The 17065-nt window shown below is 74.1% G+C and carries 15 protein-coding genes and 1 riboswitch; of the genes, 5 read left to right on the forward strand and 10 right to left on the reverse strand.

Going from position 1 to position 17065, the window contains the following annotated elements; all coding sequences use genetic code 11:
* Positions 1 to 22 precede the first annotated feature (22 nt).
* From cobN to ACYU8V_RS09470, 4 genes are read left to right on the forward strand one after another with little or no spacing between them, the layout of a single operon-like run.
* Positions 23 to 3640 (forward strand): cobaltochelatase subunit CobN, encoded by a 3618-nt coding sequence (gene cobN / locus ACYU8V_RS09455; protein WP_460846898.1) that lies wholly within the window; start codon positions 23 to 25, stop codon positions 3638 to 3640.
* Positions 3637 to 4344: a precorrin-6A synthase (deacetylating) gene (cobF, locus tag ACYU8V_RS09460; RefSeq protein ID WP_460846900.1), complete on the forward strand. Its 708-nt coding sequence runs from the start codon at positions 3637 to 3639 to the stop codon at positions 4342 to 4344. The genes cobN and cobF overlap by 4 nt, the downstream gene beginning before the upstream one ends.
* Positions 4341 to 5750: a cobyric acid synthase gene (locus tag ACYU8V_RS09465; RefSeq protein WP_460846902.1), complete on the forward strand. Its 1410-nt coding sequence runs from the start codon at positions 4341 to 4343 to the stop codon at positions 5748 to 5750. The genes cobF and ACYU8V_RS09465 overlap by 4 nt, the downstream gene beginning before the upstream one ends.
* Entirely contained in the window at positions 5747 to 6469 is a 723-nt protein-coding gene (locus ACYU8V_RS09470) for a cobalt-precorrin-6A reductase (RefSeq protein WP_460846903.1), read from the forward strand. Before ACYU8V_RS09465 ends, ACYU8V_RS09470 begins: the two co-directional genes overlap by 4 nt.
* A 26-nt stretch (positions 6470 to 6495) precedes the next feature.
* Here ACYU8V_RS09470 and ACYU8V_RS09475 read toward each other — a convergent pair whose 3' ends face one another.
* From ACYU8V_RS09475 to ACYU8V_RS09515, 9 genes are all read right to left on the reverse strand, one after another.
* Positions 6496 to 7410, reverse strand: a complete 915-nt coding sequence (locus ACYU8V_RS09475) for a hypothetical protein (RefSeq protein ID WP_460846905.1) — start codon at positions 7408 to 7410, stop codon at positions 6496 to 6498.
* Between the two features lie 105 nt (positions 7411 to 7515).
* A complete protein-coding gene (locus ACYU8V_RS09480; protein WP_460846907.1) occupies positions 7516 to 8244 on the reverse strand; it encodes a CbtA family protein in 729 nt (242 codons plus the stop codon).
* Positions 8245 to 8269: 25 nt separating this feature from the next.
* Positions 8270 to 8494 carry a CbtB domain-containing protein gene (locus tag ACYU8V_RS09485; protein ID WP_460846908.1) on the reverse strand — a complete coding sequence of 75 codons (225 nt, stop codon included), beginning with the start codon at positions 8492 to 8494 and terminating at the stop codon, positions 8270 to 8272.
* Positions 8495 to 8645: 151 nt separating this feature from the next.
* A complete protein-coding gene (locus ACYU8V_RS09490) occupies positions 8646 to 9314 on the reverse strand; it encodes a (2Fe-2S) ferredoxin domain-containing protein (RefSeq protein ID WP_460846909.1) in 669 nt (222 codons plus the stop codon).
* Positions 9311 to 10204 carry a cobalamin biosynthesis protein gene (locus ACYU8V_RS09495; RefSeq protein WP_460846911.1) on the reverse strand — a complete coding sequence of 298 codons (894 nt, stop codon included), beginning with the start codon at positions 10202 to 10204 and terminating at the stop codon, positions 9311 to 9313. The genes ACYU8V_RS09490 and ACYU8V_RS09495 overlap by 4 nt, the downstream gene beginning before the upstream one ends.
* A complete protein-coding gene (cobC, locus tag ACYU8V_RS09500; protein WP_460846912.1) occupies positions 10197 to 11243 on the reverse strand; it encodes an Rv2231c family pyridoxal phosphate-dependent protein CobC in 1047 nt (348 codons plus the stop codon). The genes ACYU8V_RS09495 and cobC overlap by 8 nt, the downstream gene beginning before the upstream one ends.
* On the reverse strand, positions 11236 to 12633 hold the full coding sequence (locus ACYU8V_RS09505; protein WP_460846913.1) for a cobyrinate a,c-diamide synthase: 1398 nt from the start codon (positions 12631 to 12633) through the stop codon (positions 11236 to 11238). The genes cobC and ACYU8V_RS09505 overlap by 8 nt, the downstream gene beginning before the upstream one ends.
* Positions 12634 to 12638: 5 nt before the next feature.
* Positions 12639 to 13253: a cob(I)yrinic acid a,c-diamide adenosyltransferase gene (gene cobO / locus ACYU8V_RS09510; RefSeq protein ID WP_460846914.1), complete on the reverse strand. Its 615-nt coding sequence runs from the start codon at positions 13251 to 13253 to the stop codon at positions 12639 to 12641.
* 1 nt (position 13254) lies between these two features.
* Positions 13255 to 15126 (reverse strand): VWA domain-containing protein, encoded by a 1872-nt coding sequence (locus tag ACYU8V_RS09515; RefSeq protein WP_460846916.1) that lies wholly within the window; start codon positions 15124 to 15126, stop codon positions 13255 to 13257.
* 28 nt (positions 15127 to 15154) lie between these two features.
* Positions 15155 to 15292, reverse strand: a riboswitch (cobalamin riboswitch).
* 13 nt (positions 15293 to 15305) lie between these two features.
* Between ACYU8V_RS09515 and cbiE the strand changes: the two genes are divergently transcribed.
* A complete protein-coding gene (gene cbiE / locus ACYU8V_RS09520; RefSeq protein ID WP_460846918.1) occupies positions 15306 to 16520 on the forward strand; it encodes a precorrin-6y C5,15-methyltransferase (decarboxylating) subunit CbiE in 1215 nt (404 codons plus the stop codon).
* 15 nt (positions 16521 to 16535) lie between these two features.
* On the opposite strand, the gene ACYU8V_RS09525 is transcribed toward cbiE, so the two are convergent.
* A complete protein-coding gene (locus ACYU8V_RS09525; protein ID WP_460846920.1) occupies positions 16536 to 17036 on the reverse strand; it encodes a nitroreductase family protein in 501 nt (166 codons plus the stop codon).
* Positions 17037 to 17065: the final 29 nt, after the last annotated feature.

The raw sequence follows: 17065 nt of genomic DNA on the forward strand, positions 1-17065 counted from the left end.
ACCCCGGAGGAGGACCGCGCTCGTGCGCCTGGCTCTGCTGTCCACGTCCGACACCGACCTGCTGTCGGCACGCGCCTCCGGCGCCGACTGGGCGTGGGGCAACCCCGCCCGCCTCGACGGTACGGCGCTCGACGCGCTGGTCGCCGACGCCGACCTGGTCGTGATGCGGCTGCTCGGCTCCCCCGACGACCTCTGGCCCGGGCTCGGCTCGCTCACGGTGCCCGTCGTGGTGCTCGGCGGCGAGCAGCAGCCCAGCGCCGAGCTCATGGAGCGCTCCACGGTGCCGATCGGCGTCGCGGCGGAGGCGCACCGCTACCTGGCCGAGGGCGGGCCGGGGAACCTCGGACAGCTGCACGCGTTCCTCTCCGACACGGTGCTGCTCACCGGGGAGGGGTTCGAGGCGCCGAGCGCGATCCCGGTGTGGGGGTTCGCGGAGCGCGGTGGTTTCGATACATCTTCGCTCGTCCCTCACGACAGATCGCCTAGCGGCTCGGGCTACTCAACCACCGGCTTGCCGCGGGTCGGCGTCCTCTACTACCGCGCCCACGAGGCCAGCGGGAACACGGACTTCGCCCACGCCCTCGCCGATGCCATCGACGCGACCGGCGAGGCCACCGGCGTACCCATCTTCGCGGGGTCGCTCCGCTCCGCCCCCGACGACCTGTACGACGCCCTCGGCACCCTCGACGCCCTGGTCGTGACCGTGCTGGCCGCCGGCGGCTCCACCCCCGCCACGGCGAGCGCCGGCGGCGACGACGAGGCCTGGGACGTCGAGCGGATGGCGGCCCTGGACATCCCGGTCCTGCAGGGCCTCTGCCTCACCTCGTCGCGCGCCGAGTGGGATGCCTCCGACGACGGCGTCAGTCCGCTGGACTACGCCACCCAGATCGCGATCCCCGAGTTCGACGGCCGGATCAGCACCGCGCCGTTCTCCTTCAAGGAGCTCGACGAGCAGGGCCTCCCGCACTACGTCGCCGACCCGGAGCGGTGTGCCCGGGTCGCCGGCATCGCGGTCAACCACGCGCGGCTGCGCCGGATCCCGAACGCCGAGAAGAAGGTCGCGCTGGTGCTGTCGGCGTACCCGACCAAGCACGCGCGGATCGGCAACGCCGTCGGCCTCGACACCCCCGTCTCGGCGATCCGGCTGCTGCGCCGGATGCGCGAGGACGGGTACGACGTCGGCGACCTGCCGCAGCTGGACCTGGCCGACGACACCGAGGCCGGCGACGCGCTGATCCACGCGATGATCGCGGCCGGCGGCCAGGACGAGGAGTGGCTGACCAGCGGTCAATTGACCGACGCCTACGTCCGCATCACCAAGGCCGAGTACGACGCCTGGACCGCCCACCTGCCCGCCGACCTGCGCGAGGCGATGACCGAGAAGTGGGGCGAGTCGCCGGGCAGCCTGTTCGTCAACGACGCGGGCGAGCTCGTCCTCGCGACGCTGCGCAGCGGCAACGTCGTCATCATGATCCAGCCGCCGCGCGGCTTCGGCGAGAACCCGGTCGCGATCTACCACGACCCCGACCTGCCGCCGTCCCACCACTACCTGGCCGCCTACCGCTGGCTCGAGAACGGCTTCGGCGCACACGCCGTCATCCACCTCGGCAAGCACGGCTCGATGGAGTGGCTGCCCGGCAAGAACGCCGCGATGTCGGCGTCCTGCGGCACCGACGCCGCGATCGGCAGCATGCCGCTGATCTACCCGTTCCTGGTCAACGACCCGGGCGAGGGCGCGCAGGCCAAGCGCCGCGCGCACGCCACGATCGTGGACCACCTGGTGCCGCCGATGGCACGCGCCGAGTCCTACGGCGACATCGCGCGCCTGGAGGCCCTGCTCGAGGAGTACGACAAGATCTCGGCGATGGACCCGGCCAAGCTGCCGGCGATCCGCGGCGAGATCTGGCAGCTGATGCGCGCCGCCGAGCTGCACCGCGACCTCGGTCTCGACGAGCGGCCCGACGACGAGGAGTTCGACGACTTCCTGCTGCACGTCGACGGCTGGCTGTGCGAGATCAAGGACGCCCAGATCCGCGACGGGCTGCACATCCTCGGCGCCCCGCCGCAGGCCGAGGCGCAGGTCAACCTGGTGCTCGCCATCCTGCGCGCCGGGCAGGTCTGGGGCGGGGTCGGGAACGCCGTGCCGGGGCTGCGGACCGCTCTCGGGCTGGACACCGACGACGCCTCGGCGACCGTCGACGCGTTCGAGACCGAGGCCCGCTCGCTCGTGGAGGCGCTGGCGAAGGCGGGCTGGGACCCCGGCGTCGTACCGACCCTGCACGACTCCCCCGACGTGCAGCGGGTCCTGGAGTTCGCCGCGACGCAGGTGGTCCCGCGGTTGGCGCGCACGACCGACGAGCTGGACGCCGTGCTGCACGCCCTCGACGGCGGCTTCGTGCCCGCCGGGCCGTCCGGCTCCCCGCTGCGCGGCCTGGTCAACGTGCTGCCGACCGGGCGCAACTTCTACACCGTCGACCCGCGCGCCATCCCGTCCCGGCTCGCCTGGCAGACCGGCCAGGCGATGGCCGACTCCCTGCTCGAGCGGTACGTCGCCGAGACCGGCGACTACCCCGACTCGGTCGGCCTGTCGGTGTGGGGCACGTCCGCCATGCGCACCAGCGGCGACGACATCGCCGAGGTGCTGGCCCTGCTCGGCGTCCGCCCCGAGTGGGATGCCGAGTCCCGCCGCGTGAACCGCCTGGTCGTCGTACCCCTCGAGGAGCTGGGGCGTCCCCGCGTCGACGTGACCGTGCGGATCTCCGGGTTCTTCCGCGACGCCTTCCCGCACGTCGTCGGGATGCTCGACGACGCCGTGCGGATGGTCGCCGAGCTCGACGAGCCCGACGACTGCAACTTCGTGCGCGCCCACGCGCAGGCCGACCTGGCCGACCACGGCGACGTACGCCGCGCCACGACCCGGATCTTCGGCTCCAAGCCCGGCTCGTACGGCGCCGGCATCCTCCAGGTCGTCGAGTCCGGCAACTGGCGCAGCGACGACGACCTCGCCGAGGTCTACACGGCCTGGGGCGGGTTCGCCTACGGCCGCGACCTCGACGGCGCACCGGCCGCCGACGACATGCGCGCCAACTACCGCCGGATCAAGGTCGCCGCCAAGAACGTCGACTCCCTCGAGCACGACATCGCCGACAGCGACGACTACTTCCAGTACCACGGCGGGATGGTCGCCACCGTCCGCGCGCTGACCGGCTCCGACCCCAAGGCGTACGTCGGCGACTCGACCTCCCCCGACGCGATCCGGACCCGGACGCTGGCCGAGGAGACCGCCCGGGTGTTCCGCGCGCGGGTCGTGAACCCGCGGTGGATCGGGGCGATGCAGCGGCACGGCTACAAGGGCGCCTTCGAGCTGGCCGCGACCGTCGACTACCTCTTCGGCTTCGACGCGACCGCGGGCGTGGTCCACGACTGGATGTACCAGTCGCTCGCCGAGAGCTACGTGCTGGATGAGACGAACCAGGCGTTCCTGCGCAAGTCGAACCCCTGGGCGCTGCGCGGCATCGTCGAGCGGCTGCACGAGGCCGCCGAGCGCGGGCTGTGGGCCGAGCCGGACGCCGACACCCTCGCCGCGATGCAGGCGGTCTACCTCGACGTCGAGGGCGAGCTGGAAGACTCCGCCGGATGATCCGGGTGCTCGGGATCGGGATGGGGCCGCAGCACGTGACTCCCGAGGTGGCGGCCGCGCTGCGCGGTTGCGACTACGTCATCGCGGCGTCGAAGCGCGAGGAGGACGAGCTGCTGGCCGTCCGGCGCTCGATCTGCGCGGCGCACGGGGTCGAGCTGGTCGCCGTACCGGATCCGGAGCGGGACCGGGACCCCGTCGGCGACGGCGGCTACGTCCGCGCGGTCGCGGACTGGCACGCGGCGCGGGTCGCCGCCTACCGCGCGGTCATCGACGAGCGGCCGGGCACGGTCGGCTTCCTGGTCTGGGGCGACCCCGCCCTCTACGACTCGACGGTCCGGGTCGTGGCGGCCCTGGGCGAGGAGTACGACGTCCTGCCCGGCATCTCCGCCCCGCAGGCGCTGGCCGCCGCCCACCGGACCGTGCTGCACGAGGTGGGCCGGCCGGTGGTGATCACCACCGAGCGCCGGCTGCGCTCCGACATCGCCGCCGGCGCCACCAACCTGGTCGTGATGCTCACCAGCGGCTTCGACCCGGCCGGTCTCGAGGACTGGCAGATCTGGTGGGGCGCGAACCTCGGCAGCGACTCGGAGGAGCTCGTGGCGGGCCGGGTGGGCGACGTCATCGGTGAGCTGTCGGCTGCCCGGGACCGGGCGAGGGCGGCCGCCGGCTGGGTGATGGACGTCTACCTGCTGCGGGCGCCATGAGCGGCCTCCTCGTCGCCGGCACCACCTCCGACGCCGGCAAGAGCGTGGTCACGACCGGGCTGTGCCGGGCGTTCGCGCGGCGCGGGGTGAGGGTGGCGCCGTACAAGGCGCAGAACATGTCGAACAACTCGATGGTCGTCGCGGGTCCCGACGGACCGGCCGAGATCGGGCGGGCCCAGTGGGTGCAGGCGCTCGCGGCGCAGGTCGAGCCCGAGCCCGCGATGAACCCGGTGCTGCTCAAGCCCGGCAGCGACCGTCGCTCGCACGTCGTGCTGATGGGGCAGCCGGCCGGCGAGGTCAGCTCCAGCAACTGGGAGGACGGGAGGCGGCACCTCGCCGAGGCGGCGCATGCGGCGTACGACGACCTCGCCTCGCGCTTCGACGTCATCGTCGCCGAGGGCGCGGGCAGCCCGGCCGAGATCAACCTGCGCGCCGGCGACTACGTGAACATGGGGCTCGCGCGGCACGCGTCGCTGCCGACCGTGGTGGTCGGCGACATCGACCGCGGCGGGCTGTTCGCCGCGATGTACGGCACGGTCGCGCTGCTCGCGCCGGAGGACCAGTCGCTCGTCGCCGGATTCGTCATCAACAAGTTCCGCGGCGACCTCGATCTGCTGCGCCCCGGGATCGACCGGATCACCGAGCTGACCGGGCGCCCGACGTACGGGGTCCTGCCGTGGTCGCCCGACCTGTGGCTCGACTCCGAGGACGCGCTGGACCTCGAGGGACGCAGGGCCGAGGCAGGCGCGAAGAAGGTCGCCGTGGTGCGGCTCCCCCGGATCAGCAACTTCACCGACCTCGACGCGCTCGGCCTGGAGCCCGACCTCGACGTCACGTTCGTGTCCGACCCGCGCGACCTCGGCGACGCCGACCTGGTGGTGCTGCCGGGCACCCGCGCGACGATCAGCGACCTCGCATGGCTGCGCTCGCGCGGCCTCGACGTCGCGATCATCGAGCACGCCCGGCGCGGACGGCCGGTGCTCGGGATCTGCGGCGGCTGCCAGATGCTCGGCCGCACGATCGCCGACGCCGATGGCGTCGAGGGCGCGTCGGGCGCGGTGGTCGAGGGGCTGGGGCTGCTCGACCACACGACGACGTTCGTGGCGGAGAAGACCCTGCGGCTGCACTCGCCCTCCGGCTACGAGATCCACCACGGACGGGTCAGCGGACCGACCGTGAAGGGCAACGTGACGGCGACGATGGTGCACGGGTCGCTGGAGGACGACGGCATACGGGCGCGCTACCTGGCCGAGGCGCTGGGCGTGACGTCCCGGGCGTCGTTCCCGGCCGCCCGGTCCCGCCGGATCGACCTGATCGCGGACCTGGTCGAGGAGCACCTCGACGTCTCCGCCCTGCTCGACCTCGCCCGGTCCGGGGCGCCCGCCGGCCTGAGGATCCTGCCGTGAGGATCCTGCTGCTGGGCGGCACCAGCGAGGCCCGCGAGCTCGCCGCGCTGCTGGTCTCGACCGGCGTCGACGTGACGTCCTCGCTGGCCGGCCGGGTCGCCGAGCCGAGGCTGCCGGTCGGGCCGGTGCGCATCGGCGGGTTCGGTGGGGTCGCGGGTCTGCGCGCCGCGCTGGCGGACTACGACCTCGTCGTCGATGCGACCCACCCCTTCGCCCTCGGGATGTCCGCGAACGCGGTCGAGGCGTGCGCGGCCGAGCGCGTGCCGCTGCTGCGGCTGGAGCGTCCGGGCTGGGCCCCTGACCCGGCCTGGCGCTACGTCGACACCCATGACGAGGCCGCCGAGTGCGCCGCGCTGCTCGGCCACCGGCCGTTCCTGACCGTGGGCCGGCAGGAGCTGGCGCGCTTCGTTCCCGTGCTCGGGTCGCTCGAAGCCCTCGCGCGGGTGGTGGACCGCCCGGAGATCGAGCTGCCGGAGGCCTGGACGCTGCTCACCAGCCGCGGCCCCTACACGCTCGACGGCGAGCTGGCGTTGATGCGCGAGCACGGCACCGACGTGCTGGTCACCAAGGACTCCGGCGGCAGCTACACCTGGCCGAAGATGCAGGCCGCGGCCGAGCTGGAGATCCTGGTCGTGGTGGTCCGGCGCCCGGCGGCGCCGGCCGGCGTCGAGGTGGTCGACAGCGTGGCGGATGCCTTCGCGCGCCTCGCGTCGTTGTGAGGGTGACCCAGGGGTCACTCTCACAACTACGCGGCGGGCACGCCGAGCGCCTTGAGGTCACGAGCGACCGACTCGGGCTCGTCGCGCAGCTCGCGGGCGGTGCATCGCACGATCAGGCGTCCGTCGCCCGAGAGCCGTCGCTGCCGAGCGAGATCGTCCTCCCAGTGCTCGACGTCCATGTGGAAGCCGCCGTCGACCTCGAGGACGAGGACCCCGCCGCCGGGCAGCGGCCACTCGCAGTCGGTGAAGCGGAGTCGTCCGGCGCTGTCCCGCCGCTTGACCTGCCGGCTCGGCGGTGCGATCCGGAACCGCGTGCACATCCGGCGGACGTCGATCTCGGCCAGGGACTGCGCCCCGCCCTCGATCTCGGCCAGCGCCCGCCGCATCCTCGGCGCTCCCCTCAACGGGCGCAGCCGATCGATCCACGTCCCCAGCTCGGTCGGATCGGTCAGCCGCTGCTGCACCGCGGCGGCCAGGACCCCCTCCGCCGTCCGGTGGGAGGCCTGCCGCCCGGCGAACATCAGCACGGCCGGGGCCATCGCTGCGCACGGCAGCTCCGCGCCCCGGTGACGTAGCTGCTGCAGGGGATGGCGGGTCCCGACGAATCGGATGCCGGGGAATCCGTCGCCGACGGTGGCGTCCTTGGTGACGAGGACAGTGACCTCGTCGCGGGACCAGTTCCGCAGACCGAGGTGCTCCGCAGCCGTGAGGTCGCCGAGGATCGCGTCACCGCCGGCGTGCAGGACGCCCAGCCACTTCAGCTGCTCCCGGGAGAGCTCGCCGGTCGTCGTCGCGATCACCTTCGGCGTCAGGAGGACCCATCGGCCCGTCGAGACACGGTGCGAGACGGCCCACCGATCCACGCCCGCGACGGCCAGCTGCTCGCGCGTCAGCAGACCGCGCTGCACGCCGGCCAGTGCCGACCAGTCACCCCGAGGCATGGCGCGACGGTGCCACGGATCGGCCTCCGCCCGCCGGCGTCCTCCACAACCCCGTCGCGTAGTCGTGAGGGTGACCCAGGGGTCACTCTCACAACTACGCGAGGATCAGACCAGGGCCGGGGCGGGCTCCTGGACGGCCGCCGGGCGCAGCACACGCTCCGCCAGCGGGGCGAAGACCAGCGCGATGGTGCCGAAGAGCAGCACCTGGCCGAGGATCGCGTCGACCCGGAACCTCGCCAGCACATCGGCCGGGAAGCCCTCGGGCGTCTCGTGGAAGGTCGGGAGCGCCCAGAAGAGCAGGCCCATCACGACCGCGTAGCCGAAGCCCGCGACGAGCACCGTGCGGTAGAGCCCGAGGCGCTGGCGCAGCTGCTGGCCGGCGTACACCGCGAGGAAGAGGGCGAGGCACGAGACGGCGACCGTGATCAGGAACGCCGCGCCGCGGTCGCGGATCGTGTCGGGGTCGCCGATGGCGGGCGGGTTCGCGGGGTACTTCAGGAACGGCACCAGGAAGACGCCGACGAAGTAGAACCCGGGCATGAGCAGCGCCAGCTGGAACGGGCGGACGCGACCGGTGCGGCCGATCGCGACGACGTACCCGACGGCGACGAGCGTACCCATCGCGACGCCGAAGAGGATCATCCCGGTCCCGAGCCCGATCAGCGACTGGACCGAGCGGCTGACCAGCTCCTGCTCGTGCTCGTGGGAGTGACCGTCCTCGAAGTCGATGGCCTGCTGGATGAGGGGCTCCGCGAACAGGCGCGCGAAGACGAAGGCGACCAGGCCGGCGACCGCTCCGGAGAGCATGCCGCGGCCGAGGAGCTGCTTCACCATGTTCTGTTGTCCTCTGCCGGGTGGATCAGTGGCAGGGGAAGCCCATGAGGTGGCGGCCGTCGTGGAAGAACTCGTGCAGCAGCATGCTCTTGCCCGACAGCGACATGGCGCCCTCGTCGATGCCGATGAAGTAGTAGGCCAGCAGCGCCAGCATGGCGACGCCGACGAGCAGCGCGACGGTGCGGACGTTCACGGAGACCAGCGGAGTGGCGACCGGCGCGGAGGTGGTGACAGCAGACGTGGTGTTCACGTGATGCTCCTTCAGGAATACAACGTTCCCTTGTGGGCGGACAGCACGTCGCCGGAAGATCTGACTTCGAGCCCTGTTGCCAGGACTCTCACAGTGGCGTGACCGTGCCAGATTCTCACTGGCTTCCTCACGAACGGCGTGCGTTCCGACCCTATCGGTTCAGCCGGTGGCTGGCGAGTGGCCGTCCGCCCACCAGATGCTCGGTGACGATGGCTGCTGCGACGGCGGGGTCGACGCGGCCGTACCAGACGTCGTCGGGCTGCACGCTCACCACCGGCGCCTGGTTGCACGGGAACTGGCAGCCGGTGTGCACCAGCAGCACGTCGTCGTCGCCGAGCTCGTGCTCGAGCATCGCCAGGATCAGCGCGCGCAGGCTGTCGCCGGCTCCCTTGGCCGTGCAGCGCGGGCCGCGGCAGAGGTTGACCTGGTGCCGGTGGCCGCTCACGTCCTCCCATGCCTCCGAGGTCAGGCCGGGCTCGTACGACGTGATCGGACGGGTCTCCTCGGGCAGGTCGGTGAGGTCGGTGGCGAGCCGCTTCGCGATCCTCAGCGTGGGGCGGTGACCGGCGCGCTCGCGCCACCAGTGCGCGGCGATGCGAGACAGCCACGACTGCCCGGGGCCGAGCGGGCCGAGGCTGATCCCGATCAGGGTGATCGTGTCGACACCGGTGTCCGCGAGGCGGGTCAGCTCGGCCGACAGGCCGGGGTCGGCCATCTGCAGGAAGGCGACGGTGGCACTGCGGTCGCGGGCGGTGGCGAGGAGGTCGTCGCGGCGGTCGACGTCGGCGACAGACATGCCGACCAGGACGGTGGCGCTCATCGCGACCGCCCCGCTGCCACGGTCGCGACCAGGACCGCGCCGAGGCCGACGCGACGAGCGAGCCGGGTGGCGCGCGGGATGTCCTGCGGCTGCGGGGCGCGACCGTCCCCCATGGTCGCGCGGTGCTCGACCCGGTCCCCGTAGTAGGTGTTCGTCCCACCGAGCCGGATGCCCAGGGCACCGGCGAAGGTGGACTCGACGACGCCCGCGTTGGGGCTCGGGTGGGCCGAGGCGTCGCGCCGCCAGGCGGTGATCGCGTCGGCCGGCCGGCCGCCGACAGCCGTGGCCAGCAGGCCGGACAGCCGCGAGCCGGGGAGGTTGACCACGTCGTCGAGGCGCGCACTCGCCCAGCCGAAGCGCTCGTAGCGGGCGTTGTGGTGCCCGACCATCGCGTCCAGGGTGTTGGCGGCGCGGTAGCCGAGCAGGCCGGGCGCTCCTGCGATCGCACCCCAGACCAGCGGGGCGACGACGGCGTCGGAGGTGTTCTCGGCGACCGACTCGACGACCGCGCGGGCGACCTCGTCGGCGGTCAGGGCCGACGTGTCGCGCCCGACGAGATGGGTCAGCCGGCGGCGCGCGGCGGGAAGGTCGTGGGCGGCGAGGTGGGCGTGCACGGCCATCGCCTCGCGCTCCAGCGAGCGGCCGCCGAGGACGGCCCAGGTGGCGAGCGCGGTGGTCGTGGTGGTGCGCGGCAGGAGGCGTCCGGCCGCCACCGCTCCGCCGACCAGCAGGGCCGTGTGCACGACACCGCTGGCCCGGTCGTCGGCATAGGTACGCCGCTCGACCGCGCCGGCCAGGGTGCCGAAGCCAGCGACCGGGTGGAGCCGGCGCGGGTCGCCGAGGACGCGGTCGGCGGCGTACCCCAGCAGCAGGCCGAGTGCCCTACTCATCGAGGGCCACCAGGAGCTTGTCGGTCAGGTCCGGCGGGCGTACGGCGATCCGCACCCAGGACGCGTCGAGCCCCGGGAAGGTGTCGGCTCGGCGTACGGCGATGCCGCGCTGCCGCAGCGCATCGCGGGTGCCGGGACCGACCTGTGCCAGCACGAAGGACGCCGTCGCGGGCACGTACGGGATGCCGCGCTCGGCGAGGCCGGCCTCCAGCTGCGTGCGCCAGTCGGCGATCGCCAGCGCCCGGCGGTGTGCCTCCGCGCGGGCCTCGGCAGTCAGGCAGGCGACGGTCGCGGCGAGGGCCGGCGCGGAGACCGACCACGGCGGCTGGTGGCGCTCGAGCTCGGCGACGAGCGCGGGGGCGCCGACGACGTACCCGGCGCGGATGCCGGGGATCGACCAGTGCTTGGTGAGGCTGCGGATGACCAGCAGACCGTCCAGGCGGGCGCCGGCGAGCGCCTCGGGCTCCCCGGGGACGGCGTCGAGGAACGCCTCGTCGACGACCACGACCCGGCCCGGCCGGAGCAGCGCGCGGATGCCGGCTGCGGGGTGCAGGACGCCGGTGGGGTTGGTCGGGTTGCCGACGATCACCAGGTCGGCGTCGTCGGGGATCTCGGCCGAGGAGAGGGCGAAGGCCGGGCTCGCGCAGGGCGCCGCGGTCACGGCGTGGCCGGCCGCGAGGAGGGCGGCGTGCGGCTCGGTGAACTGCGGGTGCACGACGACCGGCCGCCGCCAAGCGCGCATCCGGGCGACGAGGGTGAACGCCTCCGCGGCGCCGGAGGTCGGCAGCGCCTCGTCGACCGCGCGGCCGTGGGCGGTGGCGATGGCCTGCCGTGCCTCGGTGCTGCTCGGGTAGGACCCGCTCGCGTCCACGGCATCGTGCAGCGCGCGGTCGAGCCAGGCGGGACGCGGCCCGGTGTACACGTTGACCGCGAAGTCGAGGAGGCCGTCGCCGGTCTCGACGTCGCCATGGTGGTCGAGCGGGTGGTCGAGCGGGTGGTCGAGCGGGTGGTCGAGCGGGTGGTCGAGCGGGTCAGCCACGGGCGCGCACCGCCTCGACGAACCGGGCCGCGAGCCGGGGGTGACCGGCCCAGTGGGTGTGGAGGTACGACGCGTGCAGGGTCGGCCCCGCCCAGCCGGTGGGTGCGCCGTCGATGATCCACGCGGGGGTGCCGCCGTGCGCGGGAGCGGTGGCGGTGCGGTGGAACTCGTGCCCGCTGACCTGCTCGCCGGCGCGGGTGAGCAGCGAGTCGGTGGCGGCCTCGGCGACCGGGTAGCGCAGGGTCAGTCGTTCGGCCATCGCTGCGTGGCTCGGGAGGGCCCCGGTCATCGGCGTGCCGTCCAGCGACTCCCCGAGCAGCAGCAGGCCCGCGCACTCCGCGACCGTCGGCACCCCGCCCGCCACGGCGGCGCGGAGCTCGTCGAGCAGCGGGCGGTTGGCGGCCAGCTGCTCGGCGTACACCTCGGGGAAGCCGCCGCCGAGATAGACGCCGGCCGGGCCTGCCTGCCGGCAGGCAGGCTGGCTAGGGCTGTCCATAGCCTCCCTGCCTGCCGGCAGGCAGGCAGCGGTGAGGGGGTCGAAGGTGACCACCTCGCAGCCGGCGGCGCGGAGGAGCTCCTCGGTCTCGGCGTAGCGGAAGGTGAAGGCGCGGCCGCCGGCCATGGCGACGACCGGCCGCGCCGACGACGGGCCGAGGCCGGCCGCGGCGAGCTCGGCAGCGGGATCCCACGCTGCGCCGGACAGCGCCGGCGCGGAGCGGGCGACGTCGAGGAGGGCGGCCAGGTCGACGTGGGCGGCGACGTACTCCCCCAGCGCGGCGATCGTCGCCTCCGACTCGCCCCGCTCGGCAGCGGGCACCAGGCCGAGATGGCGCGACGGCTTGGCGAACGAGGCGTCGCGCGGCACCGCGCCCAGGACCGGCAGCCCGACCTTCTCCAGCGCCTCGGTGATCTCCGAGGTGTTGCGCGCGGAGCCGACCTGGTTGAGCACGACCCCGGCGATGCGGACCGACGGGTCGAACGCGACCATGCCCGCCGCGATGGCGGCGACGGTCCGGGACTGCCGCGCGACGTCGAGCACGAGCACCACGGGCGCCGCGAGCAACCGCGCGACATGGGCCGTCGAGGCGAAGCCCGAGGTGCCGAGGCGGCCGTCGTACAGGCCCATCACGCCCTCGACCACCGCGACGTCCGCGCCGCGCGCGCCGTGCAGGAACAGCGGGACGATCCGCGACTCCCCCACCAGGTGCGGGTCGAGGTTGCGGCCGGGCCGGCCGGTGGCGAGCGCGTGGTAGCCGGGGTCGATGTAGTCCGGCCCGACCTTGTGCCCGCTGACCTCGTGGCCGGCGGCCCGCAGCGCCGCCATCAGGCCGGTGGCGATCGTGGTCTTGCCCTGGCCCGTGGAGGGCGCGGCGATCACCAGCCGCGGCACCCCCGCTACCACTCGATGCCCCTCTGGCCCTTCTGTCCGGCGTCCATCGGGTGCTTGATCTTGGTCATCTCGGTGACCAGGTCGGCCACCTCGATGATCTCCGGCGCCACGTTGCGGCCGGTGATGACGACGTGCTGGTGACCGGGCCGGTTCGCGAGGAAGTCGGCGACCTCGGCCGCGTCGACCCAGCCCCACTTCACCGGGTAGGCGAACTCGTCGAGGATGTAGAGGTCGTGCTCCTCGGCGAGGATCCGGCGCTTGATCTCCGCCCAGCCGTCGCGCGCGACCTGCGCGTGGTCCTCGTCCTCGCCCTTCTTGCGCGACCAGGACCAGCCGTCGCCCATCTTGTTCCACTGCACGGGCCCACCGACGCCCGTGTCCTCGTGCAGCTTGCCGAGCGCGAGGTAGGCGGTCTCCTCGCCGACCTTCCACTTCGCCGACTTCACGAACTGGAAGACCGCGACGTTCCAGCCCTGGTTCCAGCCGCGCAGCCCGAGCCCGAAGGCGGCCGTCGACTTCCCCTTGTTCTCGCCGGTGTGCACGATCGTCAGCGGCCGGTTGCGGCGCTGGCGCGTGGTCAGGCCGTCGTCCGGTACGACGGCAGGCTGGCCCTGCGGCATCTCAGGCCACCTTCCGGGTCACGGTGGAGGTGAGCGCCTCCGCGCTGACCTCGGCCACCGGCAGGTGCTCGGCGCCGAGGGTCTCGGCCAGCCGGGCCGCGAGGCCGAGCCGCAGCGGGCCGGTCTCGCTGTCCACGACGACGATGGTGATCCCCAGCCCGGCGACGTACGCCGCCGCCTGCTGGCTGCGTGCCACGGCATCGGCGCCCGCTGTCGCTCGGCCGTCGGTCACCACCACGAGCAGCGGCCGCAGACGCGGGTCGCGCAGGCGCTCGCGCTGGAGCACCTTGGCGGCCTCCAGCAGGCCCTCGGCGAGCGGCGTCCGGCCGCCCGCGGGCAGCTCCTCGAGCCGGGACGCGGCCACGTCGACCGACCGGGTCGGCGGGAGGGCGACCTCGGCCGTCAACCCCCGGAACGTCACCAGCCCGACCTTGTCGCGGCGCCGGTAGGCGTCGAGCAGGAGGCTCAGAACGGCGGTCTTGACCTGGGTCATCCGCTTGCGCGCGGCCATCGAGCCCGACGCGTCGACGCAGAACAGCACGAGGTTCGCCTCACGCCCCTCCCGCACCGCGACCCGCAGGTCGCGCGGCTCGAGGACCCGGGTGCCGCGCGAGGCCGCGGCCTTGAGCGTCTCGACCAGGTGCAGCGAGCCGTCGCCGCCCGGCCGTGCCCCGACCCGCCGGCCGCTGGTCGCGAGGGCGCGGCTGCGCCGGCCCGCCTCGCCGACGCCGAGGCCGGCGACCACCAGCTGCTTGGGCCGGTACGGCGTACCGGAGCCGACCGTGGCCTCCGGCGCCCCGCCACCGCCCGGCTGCCCCAGCTGGCCGGGCTGCTCCGGGCCCCCGTCGGACGCATCGGACGCGTCGGGAGCCGCCGGGTCGGTGTCCCCCGTCGGCTCGTCGGCCGGCGCCTCCTCGCTCTCCTCCGGGCCCCCACCCTCGGGCGGCTCCGGCGGCAGCTCGTCATCGCCGAGCAGCTGGTCCAGCAGGTCCTCGTCCAGCCCGGGAGCGTCGAACGGGTTGCGGCGACGGCGGTGCGGGAGCGCGAGCAGGGCGGCGCGCCGGATGTCGTCGCGGGTCACCTCGTCGCGCCCGGCCCACGCCGCGTGCGCGACGGCGGTGCGCGCGGTGACGATGTCGGCGCGCAGCCCGTCGACCTCGAAGGCCGCGCAGACCTCGGCGATCTTCAGCAGCGCGGCGTCGCCCAGGCGCACCTCGCCGACCCGCTTGCGCGCGTCCTCGATCCGCTCGGTGAGTGCGGCCTCCGCGTCGGCGTACGCACCGGTGAAGAGGGCCGGGTCGGCGTCGTACGCCATCCGGCGCCGGACCACCTCGGCGCGCACGACCGGGTCGCGCGGCGCCGCCACCTCGACGGTCAGGCCGAACCGGTCGAGCAGCTGCGGGCGCAGCTCGCCCTCCTCGGGGTTCATCGTGCCGATCAGGACGAACCGCGCATCGTGCTCGACCGAGATGCCGTCGCGCTCGACGGTCACGCGGCCCATCGCGGCGGCGTCCAACAGCAGGTCGACCAGGTGGTCGTGCAGCAGGTTGACCTCGTCGACGTACAGCAGGCCGCCGTGGGCGCGGGCCAGGAGGCCCTCCTCGACCTGGATCCGGCCCTCGGTGAGCGCGGACTCCAGCTGGATCGAGCCGATGACCCGGTCCTCGGTCGCGCCGATGGGCAGCTCCACCAGCGGCGGGAAGAGGGCACCGAGCGCGCGCACGCTCGTCGACTTCGCGGTGCCCTTCTCGCCGCGGACCAGGACGCCGCCGATCTCGGGGCTGATCGTGGTCAGCACCAGGGCGAGACCCATGTCGTCGAGGTCGTCCGGGCTGCAGCCGACAACGGCCGACAGGGGATAGTGCAGTGGCATGTGAGGCTCCCGCTCGCTTCGCCATCGTGGAATGGTCGGGCGCGAGGCCGGTCTTCGGACTGTCACCGCAGCGGGCCTGTGCCGGAGTTCCACCGGCTTCCCAGATTCTCCCCGCGGGCCGACTCGGTGAGCAGACCGTTGGGGCACCTCGTGCCGCTGCCACGATAGCGTCAGCGCCCGTGACCGCGTCCACGCCCTCCACTCCGCGGCTGCACGTGATCGGCATCGGCGCGGACGCCTGGGCCGGGCTGGGCGAGCCCGCCCGCGCGCGGATCCGCGCGGCCGAGGTGATCCTCGGCGGCGAACGACACCTCGCGCTCCTCCCCGACGACGTGCGCGGGCGTCGGGAGGCCTGGCCCTCCCCGCTGCGCCCACGGCTCGGCGACTTCCTCGCCTCCCTCCCCTCCGGCACGGTCGTGGCGCTCGCGTCCGGCGACCCCCTCGTCTCCGGCATCGGTACGACGCTGCTCGGCCTGCTCGGCCCCGACCGGGTCACCATCGAGCCGGCGGTCTCGTCGGTCGCCCTGGCGCGCGCCGCGATGGGCTGGCCGGCGGAGTCGTGCGCGGTCGTCACCGTCGTCGGTCGCGACGTCGCCCTGGTGGCCCGCGAGCTCGCCCCGGGCCGCCGGATCCTGGTCCTGTCCTCCGACGAGACCACACCGGATGCGGTCGCCGACCTGCTGCGCCGTGCCGGCTACGGCGACTCCCCGATGACCGTGCTGGGCGACCTCGGCGCGCCGCAGGAGACCCGGCGGACGGGCACCGCGGCCGACCTCACCGGACCGCACCCCCGCCTGAACACCATCGCCATCGAGATCGTCGGGCGGTCGGCGTACGGCTGGACCGCGGGCCTCCCCGACGACGCCTTCGAGCACGACGGCCAGCTCACCAAGCGCGACCTGCGCGCCTCCGCCCTCGCCCGCCTCGCACCGACGCCCGGCGAGCACCTGTGGGACGTCGGTGCCGGAGCGGGCTCGGTCGGCATCGAGTGGATGCGCGCCCACCCCTCGTGCACGGCGACCGCGATCGAGGCCGACCCCGACCGGGCGGCCCGCATCGCGCGCAACGCCCGCACCCTCGGCGTACCGGGCCTGCGGGTGGTCACCGGCCGGGCCCCCGACGCGCTCGCCGACCTCGCCGCGCCCGACGCGATCTTCGTCGGGGGCGGTGCGACCCGGCCCGGCGTGGCCGACGCGTGCCTCGCGGCCCTGCGACCCGGGCGGCGTCTGGTGATCCACGGCGTCACCCTCGAGACCGAGCAGCTCCTGGGGCGCCTCTACGCCACCCACGGCGGCGAGCTGACCCGCGTCTCGGTCGAGACCGCGGCGCCGGTCGGCACGTTCACCGGCTGGACGCCGGCGCGGGCCGTGACGCAGTGGTCCTTCGCGCGCTGACCGCCCCCACAGCGGTCAGGCGCTCAGACCTCCTGCTGCCTCGTCGTACTCCTCGTAGAGGACCGAGACCAGCGGCGAACGGTGCCGCCATCCGGCGGGCTCGACGACCGGAGCCTCCGCCATGCCCTCGAGGGTGCCCAGGCAGAGCCACGCGACCGGTCGCACGTGGTCGGGCATCCCGACCAGCGACCGCAGGAACTCCTCGCGCCACGAGCTCACCCAGCGCACCCCGAGCTCCTCGGCCGCCGCGGCGAGCATCAGCCTCTGGATCGCGCACAGGACGGCGGACAGGCCACCCCGGGCCGGGTCGTGCCCGACGACGACCCCCAGGCCGCAGGCCGTGACCGCGGCGACCTCCTCCGACTCGACGGCGCCGAGGCGCTCCTGCTCGAGCTCGACGTGCTCGGCGAACACCCGCAGCGCCAGGGGCGAGCGGACGAGGACGAAGCTCCCGCAGTGGACCGCCGACAGCACGCGATCGAGGACCCGCGGCGGGAGCGGCGCTGCGATGACCATGCACCCACGCTAGGTCGCCGTCCTTGCAC

Source organism: Nocardioides ultimimeridianus, from assembly GCF_054777895.1.